The sequence below is a fragment of the Methylocystis sp. H62 genome (assembly GCF_015709515.1).
In the GTDB taxonomy this organism is placed as follows: domain Bacteria; phylum Pseudomonadota; class Alphaproteobacteria; order Rhizobiales; family Beijerinckiaceae; genus Methylocystis.
The window spans coordinates 1-13,435 of the sequence record NZ_JADNQZ010000033.1; the positions used below are offsets into that span (position 1 = coordinate 1).

Annotated in this window: 15 protein-coding genes and 1 pseudogene; 11 read left to right on the plus strand and 5 right to left on the minus strand. The window is 60.7% G+C overall.

Going from position 1 to position 13,435, the window contains the following annotated elements; translation table 11 throughout:
• From nifH to fdxB, 9 genes and pseudogenes are all read left to right on the plus strand, one after another.
• Positions 1 to 483 (plus strand): annotated as a pseudogene (nifH, locus tag IYY11_RS01595) (nitrogenase reductase); the annotation flags it as partial.
• Between the two features lie 78 nt (positions 484 to 561).
• Entirely contained in the window at positions 562 to 2,064 is a 1,503-nt protein-coding gene (nifD, locus tag IYY11_RS01600) for a nitrogenase molybdenum-iron protein alpha chain (protein WP_018406757.1), read from the plus strand.
• A 66-nt stretch (positions 2,065 to 2,130) separates the two neighbouring features.
• The gene (gene nifK / locus IYY11_RS01605) at positions 2,131 to 3,690 is read left to right on the plus strand and encodes a nitrogenase molybdenum-iron protein subunit beta (protein WP_196402468.1); all 1,560 of its coding nucleotides are present in this window, start codon (positions 2,131 to 2,133) and stop codon (positions 3,688 to 3,690) included.
• Between the two features lie 79 nt (positions 3,691 to 3,769).
• Entirely contained in the window at positions 3,770 to 5,440 is a 1,671-nt protein-coding gene (nifE, locus tag IYY11_RS01610; protein ID WP_196402469.1) for a nitrogenase iron-molybdenum cofactor biosynthesis protein NifE, read from the plus strand.
• Positions 5,441 to 5,444: 4 nt separating this feature from the next.
• The gene (gene nifN, locus IYY11_RS01615) at positions 5,445 to 6,821 is read left to right on the plus strand and encodes a nitrogenase iron-molybdenum cofactor biosynthesis protein NifN (RefSeq protein WP_196402470.1); all 1,377 of its coding nucleotides are present in this window, start codon (positions 5,445 to 5,447) and stop codon (positions 6,819 to 6,821) included.
• A 19-nt stretch (positions 6,822 to 6,840) separates the two neighbouring features.
• Positions 6,841 to 7,236, plus strand: a complete 396-nt coding sequence (nifX, locus tag IYY11_RS01620; protein WP_018406761.1) for a nitrogen fixation protein NifX — start codon at positions 6,841 to 6,843, stop codon at positions 7,234 to 7,236.
• Positions 7,237 to 7,245: 9 nt separating this feature from the next.
• Positions 7,246 to 7,716, plus strand: coding sequence for a NifX-associated nitrogen fixation protein (locus IYY11_RS01625; RefSeq protein ID WP_196402471.1), 471 nt, complete (start codon positions 7,246 to 7,248; stop codon positions 7,714 to 7,716).
• Positions 7,717 to 7,724: 8 nt separating this feature from the next.
• On the plus strand, positions 7,725 to 7,925 hold the full coding sequence (locus IYY11_RS01630; protein WP_124739816.1) for a CCE_0567 family metalloprotein: 201 nt from the start codon (positions 7,725 to 7,727) through the stop codon (positions 7,923 to 7,925).
• 24 nt (positions 7,926 to 7,949) lie between these two features.
• Entirely contained in the window at positions 7,950 to 8,249 is a 300-nt protein-coding gene (fdxB, locus tag IYY11_RS01635; protein WP_026222705.1) for a ferredoxin III, nif-specific, read from the plus strand.
• A 56-nt stretch (positions 8,250 to 8,305) separates the two neighbouring features.
• Here fdxB and IYY11_RS01640 read toward each other — a convergent pair whose 3' ends face one another.
• The 4 genes from IYY11_RS01640 to IYY11_RS01655 all read right to left on the minus strand — a co-directional run bounded on the left by IYY11_RS01640 (position 8,306) and on the right by IYY11_RS01655 (position 10,273).
• Positions 8,306 to 8,626 (minus strand): hypothetical protein, encoded by a 321-nt coding sequence (locus tag IYY11_RS01640; RefSeq protein WP_018406765.1) that lies wholly within the window; start codon positions 8,624 to 8,626, stop codon positions 8,306 to 8,308.
• Positions 8,623 to 8,877 carry a hypothetical protein gene (locus IYY11_RS01645; RefSeq protein WP_246719554.1) on the minus strand — a complete coding sequence of 85 codons (255 nt, stop codon included), beginning with the start codon at positions 8,875 to 8,877 and terminating at the stop codon, positions 8,623 to 8,625. Before IYY11_RS01645 ends, IYY11_RS01640 begins: the two co-directional genes overlap by 4 nt.
• Positions 8,878 to 8,892: 15 nt before the next feature.
• Positions 8,893 to 9,747 carry a sulfurtransferase gene (locus tag IYY11_RS01650; RefSeq protein ID WP_196402472.1) on the minus strand — a complete coding sequence of 285 codons (855 nt, stop codon included), beginning with the start codon at positions 9,745 to 9,747 and terminating at the stop codon, positions 8,893 to 8,895.
• 70 nt (positions 9,748 to 9,817) lie between these two features.
• Complete coding sequence (locus tag IYY11_RS01655; protein ID WP_196402473.1) at positions 9,818 to 10,273, minus strand: hypothetical protein; 456 nt, start codon at positions 10,271 to 10,273, stop codon at positions 9,818 to 9,820.
• 144 nt (positions 10,274 to 10,417) lie between these two features.
• Here IYY11_RS01655 and IYY11_RS01660 point away from each other — a divergent pair, with 144 nt between their 5' ends.
• Together IYY11_RS01660 and IYY11_RS01665 are read left to right on the plus strand one after the other, a co-directional pair.
• On the plus strand, positions 10,418 to 12,031 hold the full coding sequence (locus IYY11_RS01660) for an FAD-dependent oxidoreductase (protein WP_196402474.1): 1,614 nt from the start codon (positions 10,418 to 10,420) through the stop codon (positions 12,029 to 12,031).
• The gene (locus IYY11_RS01665) at positions 12,028 to 12,486 is read left to right on the plus strand and encodes a Rieske (2Fe-2S) protein (protein WP_029652197.1); all 459 of its coding nucleotides are present in this window, start codon (positions 12,028 to 12,030) and stop codon (positions 12,484 to 12,486) included. Before IYY11_RS01660 ends, IYY11_RS01665 begins: the two co-directional genes overlap by 4 nt.
• 215 nt (positions 12,487 to 12,701) lie before the next feature.
• On the opposite strand, the gene IYY11_RS01670 is transcribed toward IYY11_RS01665, so the two are convergent.
• Complete coding sequence (locus tag IYY11_RS01670; RefSeq protein WP_196402475.1) at positions 12,702 to 13,292, minus strand: hypothetical protein; 591 nt, start codon at positions 13,290 to 13,292, stop codon at positions 12,702 to 12,704.
• Positions 13,293 to 13,435 lie beyond the last annotated feature (143 nt).

A 13,435-nucleotide genomic window follows, 5' to 3' on the forward strand; every position in this document is an offset into this window, starting at 1 on the left:
TTCGCCATGCCGATCCGTGAGAACAAGGCGCAGGAAATCTACATCGTCATGTCCGGCGAGATGATGGCCATGTATGCCGGCAACAACATCTCCAAGGGCATTTTGAAATACGCCAATTCCGGCGGCGTGCGCCTGGGCGGTCTGGTCTGCAACGAGCGTCAGACCGACAAGGAGCTCGAGCTTGCGGAAGCTCTGGCGAAGAAGCTCGGCACGACGCTGATCTACTTCGTGCCGCGCGACAATATCGTGCAGCACGCCGAGCTGCGCCGCATGACGGTGCTGGAATATGCGCCGGAGTCCGAGCAGGCGAATCATTACCGCAATCTCGCGGTGAAGATCCACGCCAACCAGGGCAAGGGCATCATTCCGACGCCGATCACGATGGACGAGCTCGAAGACATGCTGATGGAGCACGGCATCATGAAGGCGGTCGATGAGAGCCAGATCGGCAAGACCGCGTCCGAACTCCAGGCGATCGCCTAACCCGTCAACGCATGAGCGTCGACCTCCCGCACGCGGGAGGTCGAGCTGAAATCCAGAAAGTATTAAAGGAGACATCAAATGAGTGTTTCGCCCACATTGAGCGTTGCGGAGATCAAGGACCGCAACAAAGCGCTCATCGAAGAAGTTCTGAAGGTCTATCCCGAGAAGACCGCCAAGCGCCGCGCCAAGCACCTCAACGTGCATCAGGAAGGCAAGCCGGACTGCGGCGTGAAGTCGAACATCAAGTCGATCCCTGGCGTGATGACCATTCGCGGCTGCGCATACGCCGGCTCGAAGGGCGTTGTCTGGGGTCCGATCAAGGACATGATCCACATCAGCCATGGCCCGGTGGGCTGCGGCCAATATTCCTGGGCGGCGCGCCGCAACTATTACATCGGCACGACTGGCATCGACACTTTCGTCACGATGCAGTTCACGTCCGACTTCCAAGAGAAGGATATCGTCTTCGGCGGCGATAAGAAGCTCGCGAAGATCATGGACGAGATCCAGGAGCTGTTCCCGCTGAATAACGGCATCACCGTTCAGTCGGAATGCCCGATCGGCCTGATCGGCGACGACATCGAAGCGGTGTCGAAGGCCAAGTCGAAGGAATATGACGGCAAGACCATCGTCCCGGTCCGTTGCGAGGGCTTCCGCGGCGTTTCTCAGTCGCTCGGCCATCACATCGCCAACGACGCGATTCGCGATTGGGTGTTCGACAAGATCGCTCCCGACGCCGCGCCGCGTTTCGAGCCGACGCCCTATGACGTCGCCATCATCGGCGACTACAACATCGGCGGCGACGCCTGGTCGTCGCGCATCCTGCTCGAAGAAATGGGCCTGCGCGTGATCGCGCAATGGTCTGGCGACGGCAGCCTCGCCGAACTGGAAGCGACGCCGAAGGCGAAGCTGAACGTTCTGCACTGCTACCGCTCGATGAACTATATTTCGCGCCACATGGAAGAGAAATACGGCATTCCGTGGTGCGAATATAACTTCTTCGGCCCGAGCAAGATCGCCGAATCGCTGCGCAAGATCGCCAGCTATTTCGACGACAAGATCAAGGAAGGCGCCGAGCAGGTCATCGCCAAATATCAGCCCTTGATGGACGCGGTCATCGCCAAATACCGTCCGCGTCTGGAAGGCAAGACGGTCATGCTGTTCGTCGGCGGCCTCCGCCCGCGTCACGTGATCGGCGCCTACGAAGACCTCGGCATGGAAGTCGTCGGCACGGGCTATGAATTCGGCCACAACGACGACTATCAGCGCACCGCACAGCATTACGTCAAGGACGGAACGCTGATCTACGACGACGTGACCGGCTACGAGTTCGAAAAATTCGTCGAGAAGATCCAGCCCGATCTCGTCGGCTCCGGCATCAAGGAAAAATACGTCTTCCAAAAGATGGGCGTGCCTTTCCGCCAGATGCACAGCTGGGACTATTCGGGCCCCTACCATGGCTATGACGGTTTCGCGATCTTCGCGCGGGACATGGACATGGCGATCAACTCGCCGGTCTGGAAAATGACCAAGGCGCCTTGGAAGACCGAGGAACTGCCGCTGCTCCAAGCCGCGGAATAAATCAGCGCCGGCGCGTCGCGAAGGCGCGCGCCGGCTCCCCGAAATGCATGACGCGAGGGTTCGACCATGCCGCAGAGCGCAGAACACGTCCTAGACCATTTTGACCTCTTCAGAGGTCCCGAGTACCAGCAGATGCTGGCGAACAAGAAGAAGATGTTCGAAAACCCGCGCGATCCGGCTGAGGTGGAACGCGTTCGGGAATGGGCCAAGACCCCCGAATATCGCGAGAAGAACTTCGCTCGCGAGGCGTTGACGGTCAATCCGGCCAAGGCCTGCCAGCCGCTCGGCGCGGTCTTCGCCGCCGTCGGTTTCGAGCAAACGATTCCCTTCGTTCACGGTTCGCAGGGCTGCGTCGCCTATTACCGCAGCCATCTGTCGAGACACTTCAAGGAGCCGAGCTCCTGCGTGTCCTCGTCGATGACCGAAGATGCGGCGGTGTTCGGCGGCCTCAACAACATGATCGACGGCCTGGCCAACACCTACAACATGTACAAGCCGAAAATGATCGCCGTCTCGACCACCTGCATGGCGGAAGTCATCGGCGACGATCTGAACGCCTTCATCAAGACCTCGAAGGAAAAGGGTTCGGTTCCGGAGGATTACGACGTTCCCTTCGCTCACACCCCGGCATTCGTCGGCAGCCACGTCACCGGCTACGACAATGCGCTGAAGGGCGTCATTGCGCACTTCTGGGACGGCAAGGCCGGCACGACGGCCAAGCTTGAGCGCAAGGCGAATGATAAGATCAACTTCATCGGCGGCTTCGACGGCTATACCGTCGGCAATACGCGCGAAGTCAAGCGGATCTTTGGCCTTATGGGCATCGACTACACGATCCTCGCCGACAACAGCGAAGTCTTCGACACGCCGACCGACGGCGAGTTCCGCATGTATGACGGCGGCACGACGCTGGAAGAGGCAGCCGATGCGATCAACGCCAAGGCGACGATCTCGATGCAGGAATATTGCACCGAGAAGACGCTGCCGCTGATCGCCGAGCACGGCCAGGAAGTCGCCGCCTTCAATCATCCGATCGGCGTCTCGGCGACCGACAAGTTCCTCATGACCTTGTCGCGCATCACCGGCAAGCCGATCCCTGAAGAGCTGGCGCGTGAGCGTGGTCGTCTCGTTGATGCGGTGGCCGATTCGAGCGCGCATATTCATGGCAAGAAATTCGCGATCTACGGCGATCCGGATCTGTGCCTCGGCCTCGCCGGGTTCCTGCTGGAGCTTGGCGCTGAACCGACGCACGTGCTCGCCACGAATGGCGGCAAGGCTTGGGCGGCAAAAGTGCAGGCGCTGTTCGACTCCTCGCCGTTCGGCCAGAATTGCCACGTCTATGCCGGCAAAGATCTTTGGCATATGCGTTCGCTGCTGTTCACCGAGCCGGTGGATTTCCTGATCGGCAACACCTACGGGAAATATCTCGAGCGCGACACCGGCACGCCGCTGATCCGCATCGGCTTCCCGATCTTCGATCGCCATCATCACCACCGCTATCCGGTGTGGGGCTATCAGGGTGGGTTGAACGTTCTGGTGTGGGTGCTCGATCGCATCTTCGAATCGATCGACGCCACGACCAACGTGCCGGCGAAGAGCGACTATAGCTTCGACATCATCCGTTAAGACGATGTGGCTCCCGCCCTTGCGGCGGGAGCCACAACTTGCATGCCGTGACGCGGTCGCAACGTGAAGGAGAAGAGGCATGAGTTCGCTTTCGGCCACGATCCAGGACGTTTTCAATGAGCCGGGCTGCGGCAAGAACGCGAACAAATCAGAAGCCGAACGCAAGAAGGGGTGCACCAAGCAATTGCAACCCGGCGGCGCGGCTGGCGGTTGCGCCTTCGACGGCGCCAAGATCGCCCTTCAACCACTCACGGACGTCGCTCATCTCGTGCATGGCCCGATCGCCTGCGAGGGCAATAGCTGGGATAATCGCGGCGCGAAGTCCTCCGGCTCCAATCTGTGGCGCACCGGCTTCACCACCGACATCAACGAGACCGACGTGGTCTTCGGCGGCGAGAAGCGGCTGTTCAAATCCATCCGCGAGATCATCGAGAAATACGATCCGCCGGCGATCTTCGTCTATCAGACCTGCGTTCCCGCGATGATCGGCGACGATATTGACGCTGTGTGCAAAGCGGCGCGCGAGAAATTCAACAAGCCGGTCATTCCGATCAACTCCCCGGGCTTCGTCGGGCCGAAAAATCTCGGCAACAAGCTCGCGGGCGAGGCGCTGCTGCAACATGTGATCGGCACGGAAGAGCCTGAATATACGACGCCCTACGACCTGAATATCATCGGCGAATACAATCTCTCCGGAGAATTGTGGCAGGTGAAGCCGCTGCTCGACGAGCTCGGCATTCGCATCATGGCCTGCATTTCCGGCGACGGAAAGTATAAGGAAGTCGCCTCCTCGCATCGGGCCAAGGCGGCGATGATGGTCTGCTCCAAGGCGATGATCAATGTCGCGCGCAAGATGGAGGAGCGCTACGGCATTCCCTTCTTCGAAGGCTCCTTTTACGGCATCGAGGATAGCAGCGACTCGCTTCGCGAGATCGCGCGCATGCTGATCGAACGCGGCGCGCCGGCTGAATTGATGGATCGAACCGAGGCGCTGATAGCGCGCGAAGAGGCCAAGGCCTGGGCGGCGATCGCCAAATACAAGCCGCGCTTCGAAGGGAAAAAGGTGCTGCTGATCACCGGCGGCGTCAAATCCTGGTCGGTCGTCGCCGCGCTGCAAGAGGCGGGTCTCGAACTTGTCGGCACGTCGGTCAAGAAGTCGACGAAGGAAGACAAGGAGCGCATCAAGGAGCTGATGGGCCAGGACGCGCATATGATCGAGGATATGACGCCGCGCGAAATGTACAAGATGCTCAAGGATGCGCGCGCCGACATCATGCTCTCGGGCGGACGCTCGCAGTTCATCGCGCTGAAAGCTTCGATGCCCTGGCTCGACATCAACCAGGAGCGGCATCACGCCTATATGGGCTATGTCGGCATGGTGAAGCTCGTCGAAGAGATCGACAAGGCGCTTTACAATCCCGTTTGGGCGCAGGTGCGCAAGCCGGCTCCTTGGGAAAAAGCCGGAGAAAATTGGCAAAGCCGCGCGATGGCGCAGGCGGAAGCCGAGGCGGCGGCGCTCGCCGCCGATCCCGTGAAGGCGGAAGAGGCTCGCCGCGCGAAAAAGATCTGCAATTGCAAGAGCGTCGAACTCGGGGTGATCGAGGATGCGATCCTCGCGAACAATCTCTCGACGGTCGAGGGCGTGCGCGAGAAGACGAACGCCTCTGGCGGATGCGGCGCCTGCGCCGTGCGCATCGAGGAAATTCTCGAGCAGATGGTCTCGGCCTCTCACGCGATCGCGGCGGAGTAACGCAATGGCGACCGTCTCCGTCAGCAAGAAAGCCTGTTCGGTCAATCCGCTCAAGATGAGCCAGCCGATCGGCGGCGCCCTCGCGTTCATGGGCTTGCGGGGCGCCATGCCGCTCCTGCATGGCTCGCAGGGCTGCACGTCGTTTGGCCTGGTGCTGTTCACGCGGCACTTCAAAGAAGCCATCCCGATGCAGACGACCGCGATGAGCGAAGTCGCGACGGTCCTTGGCGGCTACGACAATGTCGAGCAAGCGGTGCTCAACATCTACAACCGCACCAAGCCTGAGATCATCGGCATTTGCTCGACGGGCGTCACCGAGACGAAGGGCGACGACGTCGACGGCTACATCAAGCTCATTCGCGAGAAGAACGCGGCGGTCGCGCATCTGCCGATCGTCTATGTGTCGACGCCCGATTTCAAGGACGCCTTTCAGGACGGCTGGGAAAAGACGGTGACGCGAATCGTCGAGACGATGGTCGAGGCGCCAAAGAGCGTCGCGCGCCGCGATCCGACAAAAATCAACGTGCTGCCAGGCTGTCACCTTACGCCCGGCGATCTCGATGAATTGCGCACGATCATCGAGGATTTCGGCTTGGAGCCGACGTTTCTGCCCGATCTCGCAGGATCGCTCGACGGCCACATACCGGACGATTTCACCCCGACGACGATCGGCGGCGTCGGCGTCGAAGAAATTTCGATGATGGGGCAGGCCGGCTGGACGATCGCGATTGGCGCGCAAATGCGGCGCGCCGCCGAAGCCATGCAAAAGAAAACCGGCGTTCCGTTCCGGATGTTTGAACGGCTGTGTGGGCTTGAGGCCAATGATGCGCTGATGTCGTTCTTGACGGACATCAGCGGCCGTCCGGTGCCGATGAAATATCGTCGCCAGCGCGGCCAGCTCGTCGACGCGATGCTGGACGGACATTTCCACATCGGCGGGCGGAAACTCGCGGTCGGCGCCGAGCCCGACCTGCTCAACGAGATCGGCGGACTGCTGACCGAATTGGGCGCGCAACTTCTTGTCGCGGTGACGACGACGCAATCGCCGGTGCTCGAACGATTGCCGACCGAAGAGGTGTTGATCGGCGATCTCGAAGACCTCGAGAATTTGGCGAAGGCCAGGGACTGCGATCTGATGGTCACCCATTCGCACGGAAGGCAAACGGCCTCTCGCTTGAAGATCCCCTTCTTTCGCATGGGCATTCCGATGTTCGACCGCCTCGGTGGCGGGCATCAATTGATGGTCGGCTATCGCGGCGGTCGCGATCTGATCTTTGACATCAGCAATCTGTTGATGGCCGATCACGACGACAACCACGAACCGACGCCCGACAGCTGGCGTGATGGCGTCGGCCCGTCGCACGCCGCAACCTCGCACTAGGGGCGAAAACGGAGGCGCTATGAAAGTCGCATTCGCAACCCAGGATTTGAAACGCGTCGACGCGCATTTCGGCTGGGCCAAGAACATCGCGATCTACGAGATCGGACCGGAAGGTCACGAATTCGTCGAGGCCATCCAATTTGACGGCGATCTCAAGGAAGATGGCAATGAGGACAAGCTCGCGCCGAAGATCGACGCGATCAAGAATTGCGCCATTCTTTACGTCGCTGCGATCGGCGGCTCTGGCGCGGCGCGAGTCGTCGCCAACAACATTCATCCGATGAAGGTCAATCAGCCGGAGGCCATTTCAGACCTCCTGGACAAGCTCCAGGAAGTGTTGAGAGGCGTGCCGCCGCCATGGCTGCGCAAAGCATTGACCAAGGGAAAAGAGCGCGTGCTCGATTTCGAAGAGTGAGGAATGCTCATGACTGAACCTACCGCCGTGCTCGAAAAAACTCCGGTCGCCGAGCTTCCGTTCATGAAGGAGCTCATCAAGGTCTGGCGCGCTCAGGACACGCATGGGACCTGGGAGACGAAGAGCGACCTCGATCTTTTGGCTCCCTATGTCCTCGATAAAGAGGCGCGCCGCGCGCTGCCGATCATCGGCGATCCCGACCCAGAGACGATCTGGCGCATGGAGCTCTTCTTCAACGCCATCTCGCTCTCCATCGAACGCGCCACGGGCGTCATGATCTCGCCCATGCTGAAGATGAGCCACGAGGGTTTCGGCCGCATGGTGCTGATCGGCGGACGCTTGATCGTCGTGAACAAGCAACTGCGCGACGTGCATCGCTTCGGATTCGACAGTTTTGAGAAGCTCGCGTCAGAAGGCGACAAATATGTTCAGTCCGGCGTCGAGATGATCGAGAAATACCCGGACGTCGCAAAATACTGAGGTCAATAATGAGCGAGATCGACGATCTGAAGCAGGAAATCAAAAAGCTTTCGGCAAAGGCCATGCAGGCGAAAATGGATCTGCATGATCTTTCGGAAGAGCTGCCGATCAATTGGCCCACGATCCCCGAGATTGCGCAAAGGGCGCATGAAGCTTTCGCCGAGCTGGAGAAGAAGCGCGCGAAGTTGAAGTCCCTGGAGACGGTCTAACTCGAGAAAAGAAAGTATACGGCCATGTCACAAGCGACGCGCGATGGGCGCGATTGGTGTCCAGAATACCTTGTTGCGATCGATCCCGGTAAATGCATCGGTTGCGGACGCTGTTTCAAGGTGTGCGGTCGCGACGTGATGACGCTGAAAGGTCTGAACGAAGACGGCGAACTGGTTGCGCTGGACGACGATGAGGACGAAGAAGTCGAAAAGAAAATTATGGTGATGAATGATACCGGCGCCTGCATCGGCTGCGGCGCCTGCGCGCGCGTGTGTCCGACCAATTGTCAAACGCACGCGGCGGAAGACGTCGCGCTGGTTTGAGTAGAAAAAATGCGAGCCTCCGTCCAGGAGGCTCGCAACGCCAAGCCTGAATTGCGCTATTCGATGCCCTGCTCGCGGGCCTTCCACATGGCGGCGATGCGAAAGCGCTCAGCGATCGCGATTGGATCGGCCAGCATCATCGCCTGAGCGTCGGCGAGGGCTTTCCTGACGGTTGCGGTCTCTTCCGCGTTCAGCGCCACACGGCCGGCGACATGGGTGGCGTCCGGCATGATCGACCAGATTTTGCGCTTCGCGGGGTGCATCTTCACCTCGGTGAGATCGACCGCTTCAAGAGCGCCGTCAAGATAGAGCGCAAAGCCTTTCACTTCGAGTTTTCGTCCATCTTCAGTGATCTTCACGAGAGTCGTCATCGTCATTCTTCCTGTTGCGCGAGCCAGCCATAGCCGCCCTGATCCCAAAGTTGGGCGAGCAGCCTATCTGCATTCCAATCGGGATATTGGAGCTTCAATTCGTCGTAGTCCTTGAGAAAGCGCGCGGCGTCGTCGTCGCGCAATTCGGCGATCATTCCGTCGGCTTTGTTGTGAAGCGTGAAGCGCGTCCGATCGGCCGCGGTCGAGAGAGCATATTCGTCTCCCGTTTCGAGCTCATGGTCATCGCGAACGCTCACGCGCTGCACTCCTTCTTAAGCCGCCACCGCCGCTTGTTCGGCGCGCTCCCACTCCGCCCACGATCCGTCGTAGACGGCGACATCGCCCCGTCCGAGGAGATAGAGCGCCAAGGCGTCCATGCAGGACGTCATGCCTGAAGCACAGGTGGTCACGATCGGCTTGCTAAGATCGACGCCCGCTGCTTCGAATCGCGCGCGCAGTCCCTTGGAGTCGAGGAGCACCCCTGTCTGCGGATCGACCAGATCGGCCCAAGGCACGTTCACGGCGCCCGGAATATGTCCGAGTTTCTTGAACGGAAAGACGTCGGCTTGCGAGCCGTCGAATTTGCCGGGCCCGCGCCCATCGACAATCTGCTCGCCGCCGTTCGCGACAGCGCCTTTCATTTGGTCGAAATTGCGAACGAGTTCCGGCCTAAAGTTCGGCGTGAAGGTTCTGGGCTGCGGACGTACCGGCGACATTTCGGTTGGATGTTTGGCGGCGACCCACTCGTTGAATCCGCCGTCGAGCATCGCGACATTGTCGTGACCGAAAACACGGAACATCCACCACACACGCGCCGCCGCCGAACCGCCGAAGAGCCGGTCGTAGACGATCACGCGGTCGCCGTCTCCAATGCCGAGCAGTCCGACTTTTTTGGCGAAGTCCGCTGCATCCGGCAACATGTGCGGCAGATCGGAATTCGGATCGGCGATGTGATCGACGTCGAAATGGACGGAGCCCGGCAAATGCCGGCCGCGATATTGATTGCGGCCGTCGAGATTGGTGCTCGGATGATGCCAGGTGCAGTCGAGAATGCGAATGTCGCCGTCGCTCAGATGCTCGGCTAGCCATGCCGCGCTGACGAGCGCGCCGGTCAGGGGTTCAGCCATCGGTCGGACCTCTTGTCTGCAAGTTCACAATAGTGGCGCGTCGCCAAGCGTCACGGAGCGTCACGGAGCGTCACGGGGCGACGGGAAGCGGATAGCCGGAGCGCGGACGCGTGCCGTAATAGTCGGGCCGCTCCGGCCAGTCGCCCTGCTTGATGGTGAATTTGACCACCTTCACCGGGGCGCCGGGCGAGCAGGAGACCTCGGCGAATTTGATTTCACGATCGCCGCTGCCGGCGGAAAAATCAGCGACCACCGTGCCGTCGGCCCTGCGCGCCCGCGCAAATCCGGGCGTGCCGGTCGTGGACGCGGGAACGGAATCGGCGACGAACAAGGGCGTCTCAACGCCGTCGGTGGAGGGTCCAAACGCCGGCGTAGCGAACGTAAAGGCCGCCAGCACGCCACTGCGGTCGACCGCCAAGTTCGCCGTCGCGGGGCGCGCGACGGAATAGACGGTCAATGTGCCGCCGCTCAGCAATTCCTTCAACTCGTCCGGCGAGCAGTTTGCGAATTCGGTGGCCAGATTCATCTTCGACTCCTTAGCTGTGCAACTCCAGCCGGGAGGTTCAAGTTTCGTGCCATGACGTCCGATCGATCAGCCGTTCGCGCGTCGCCGAGAATCTTGCACAGTAATTGCTATCCCCTGCATCGAACAGGGAGCGGACGACGCATCATGTTGGACGTGGCGATCATCGGCGGCGGTCTATGCGGTTTGGCGCTGGCGCGAAAGCTCCACCAGCGCGGCCAAGACATTGCGATCTTCGAGGCGCGCGATCGCCTCGGCGGTCGCATTCTCACGGCGCCGCGCGACGGCGGCGACGGCGGCGGCTTGGACCTTGGCCCAACGTGGTTTTGGCCGAAAACGCAGCCGCTGATGGCGCAACTCGTCAAAGAACTCGCGCTGTCGGACTTCGCGCAGCATGACGAAGGAGCCGTGCTGCATTTGCGCGAAGGCGAGAAAAGCGCCGAGCGCATCGAAGACAAGCGCCTTTACGACGACGCGCGGCGGTTGCACGGCGGGATGACGGTCTTGGTGGAGGCTTTGGCCCGCGCACTGCCGGCGGCCTCCATGCATCTCGGTCACGAACTGGCGAGCCTGCGCGATTGCGGCGACCATGTGACGCTCGCATTCAAGACCGGCGAAGAACCCATGGAGATCGCGGCGCGCCGCGTCGTTTTCGCTCTACCGCCGCGCTTGCTGCGCGAGACTATTCGCTTCACGCCGCCTTTGGACGAGGCGACGGACCAAGCCATGCTTGGCGCCGAGACCTGGATGGCCGCGCAGGCGAAGGTTGCGATGGAATATCGCGACGCTTTTTGGCGCGAGCAGAATCTTTCCGGCTCCGCCTTCGTCACGCATGAGCAAGCCGTGATCGGCGAAATCTTCGACGCCTGCGACATGACGACGGGTCTTCATGCGCTCGGCGGCTTCCTTGCGCTGGACGCCGATTTGCGCGAGGCCTTCGGCGTGGGGCTGCCGGTGCTGCTTGAGAGTCAAATCTGCAATGTGTTTGCCCGCAATGTCGAACCATTGCACATTCACTATCAGGATTGGGCGAAGGAGCGACTAACGTGCAGCGCGGCCGACCGCGCGCAGCAGGGCGGCGACGGTTCGCACGACGTCGCGAATCCTCTGTTGCGCCAAGCGCTGTGGGATAAAAAGCTCTTTCTCGGCGGCTCGGAGACCGCGGCGCGTAACGCCGGTTATCTGGAAGGCGCTCTGGACGCGGCGAGACGCATCGAGCGCGTCTTGGCCTTGCTCGAGGCGAAAAAGGCGACCTCCGGCGGCGTCCTATTCGACGATATGCCGGTGAACGAGGCGAGCCTGGCGCGTTTCTCCGCTTGGGTGGACGCGCGCGCCGACGAGGTTTTCGAAAATTATCGCCGGCGGCTCAACCGCGCCCTGGCGTCGCAAGAGCGCGACAATCTCACGCAGGTGGCTGTGCTCGGGGCGATGGAGGAGGTCTTCCAGCAGGCGCTGAGCCTGTTGGCGACGCTTCCCTTCGAAATGGACGACGTCGTGATCGAACGCGGCCGCACGGCGCTGACGCCGCGCATCCAAAAACCTTTTGGCGACTTGCTGCAGTCGATCATGGACGACGTAGTCGCCTTCAACCAGACGTCCTGCGCCCTTTCGAACTTCCCGGACGAACATAAATTGTCTCAAGAATACACCCGGGTCATCATGCAGGACATCGCCGCGGCCTGGCGGGAGTTTTCGGTTGCGGCAAATGGGCTGTTGCTGGCGAAGCGGCGCGAAGCGCAGGAGCAGGAGATGTCGCGATGAGCGAGCAGGGAACGACGATCGAGCAGGACGATGCGGCGCCGGAAGCAGTCGTCTACGCCTTTTGTGCGATGAGCGACATTCCGAGCCAGAAGGCGCGGGGCTTCAACCTCGTGCGGCTCGACGACAACGGCGAAGAGAAGCCGTTTCCGATCGTCGTCGTGCGCTGGGGCAAGCAAGTGTTCGGCTATCTGAACAAATGCCCGCACGACGGCGTCAATCTCGATTGGGAGCGTAATACGTTCCTCGAACCCAATTACGGGCTGCGCCTAATGTGCGGCAAGCACGGCGCGCTGTTCGAGCTCGGCACTGGCATGTGCATTGAGGGCCCCTGCAAGGGACGCGGCCTCGTTCCGGTGCCTCTCGCGATCATCGACAATGACATCTGCGTCGTCGGCGTCAAACTGGCGGAAGATGTCGACGAAGACGCCGAAGAAGGGGAATGCGCCGGCGAATGAGGCGTATTGCGATCCGCCTCCGCCTTCCACTCAAGGGAAAGTTCGCCCCGAAACCGCGGGGCGGGCGGAGGTAAAGATCTGATGTCCGCGGCGTCGTCCCGCAAATCGCAACGCGATTGAACCGCTCTCTAGAGCGCGCGCCGATTCCACTTCTTGGCGCGCTCTAGAGCAGGGGCCGTCGTGATCAAAGCCGATGTGCGGCCGACTCCACCGGATCAAACCGGCCGATTTTCGTTACGGTTCTTGACGGGCTCCATGCGCTCGACGCCCTGCTGATACGCGATGACTTCGTAAGCGTCGTTGAACTTCAGCGCGGTGTCGAGAAGAACACCAAGCTTGCCGCCGGTGTCGAGCTTTTTGATGTCGTTCTTGTCGACCATGGCGAGATCCATCATCTCCTTCCAAACGGTCGATTCATCGCAGGGCAGCACGTTGTAAGTGATCTCACCGAGCTTGACGCGGAATTTCGCGAGCAGGTCGATATTGTTGCAGAACATGAAGTAAGCGCCAGTGGGCGAGAGAAGATCGCCGATCACTTCATGGGCCGCTTCGAGATAGGCGAAATTATGCAGATAGCCGGCGAGGATCGGGATCGTCGCTTCGCCTTCGTTCGCATAGGTGAGCACCTGCTCGATGCTAAATTCGGGCGGCCGTTTCTCGTCGGCCAGCTGCGCCTGGAATTTGAGCGCGATATCGCCCCGAAAACCGAAACGTCCCGGCTTGCCGGTCGGCCCCTTAAGCACTGCGTTGAGCAGGCGGCCCTCCCGATCCAGCCGAGCAAGGGCAGTCTTCTCAATTTGAGTCATCGACAGTTCTCCGCTTTGCAATCCGTACGCAGCATCCGCGCGGGGGATCCTTCGTTACGCCGCGCTCCATGCAAAAACTTCGCCGCGGTTTCGAAGCATCGACGGGCCGATCGCCGCGACGGAAACGACACGGAGCGGTGTGC

Excerpts from the sequence above, each read along its gene's own strand:
- nifD (WP_018406757.1), top strand. The coding sequence starts at position 562 with ATGAGTGTTTCGCCCACATTGAGCGTTGCGGAGATCAAGGACCGCAAC.
- nifK (WP_196402468.1), top strand. The coding sequence starts at position 2,131 with ATGCCGCAGAGCGCAGAACACGTCCTAGACCATTTTGACCTCTTCAGA.
- nifE (WP_196402469.1), top strand. The coding sequence starts at position 3,770 with ATGAGTTCGCTTTCGGCCACGATCCAGGACGTTTTCAATGAGCCGGGC.
- nifN (WP_196402470.1), top strand. The coding sequence starts at position 5,445 with ATGGCGACCGTCTCCGTCAGCAAGAAAGCCTGTTCGGTCAATCCGCTC.
- nifX (WP_018406761.1), top strand. The coding sequence starts at position 6,841 with ATGAAAGTCGCATTCGCAACCCAGGATTTGAAACGCGTCGACGCGCAT.
- IYY11_RS01625 (WP_196402471.1), top strand. The coding sequence starts at position 7,246 with ATGACTGAACCTACCGCCGTGCTCGAAAAAACTCCGGTCGCCGAGCTT.
- IYY11_RS01630 (WP_124739816.1), top strand. The coding sequence starts at position 7,725 with ATGAGCGAGATCGACGATCTGAAGCAGGAAATCAAAAAGCTTTCGGCA.
- fdxB (WP_026222705.1), top strand. The coding sequence starts at position 7,950 with ATGTCACAAGCGACGCGCGATGGGCGCGATTGGTGTCCAGAATACCTT.
- IYY11_RS01640 (WP_018406765.1), bottom strand. The coding sequence starts at position 8,626 with ATGACGATGACGACTCTCGTGAAGATCACTGAAGATGGACGAAAACTC.
- IYY11_RS01650 (WP_196402472.1), bottom strand. The coding sequence starts at position 9,747 with ATGGCTGAACCCCTGACCGGCGCGCTCGTCAGCGCGGCATGGCTAGCC.
- IYY11_RS01655 (WP_196402473.1), bottom strand. The coding sequence starts at position 10,273 with ATGAATCTGGCCACCGAATTCGCAAACTGCTCGCCGGACGAGTTGAAG.
- IYY11_RS01660 (WP_196402474.1), top strand. The coding sequence starts at position 10,418 with ATGTTGGACGTGGCGATCATCGGCGGCGGTCTATGCGGTTTGGCGCTG.
- IYY11_RS01665 (WP_029652197.1), top strand. The coding sequence starts at position 12,028 with ATGAGCGAGCAGGGAACGACGATCGAGCAGGACGATGCGGCGCCGGAA.
- IYY11_RS01670 (WP_196402475.1), bottom strand. The coding sequence starts at position 13,292 with ATGACTCAAATTGAGAAGACTGCCCTTGCTCGGCTGGATCGGGAGGGC.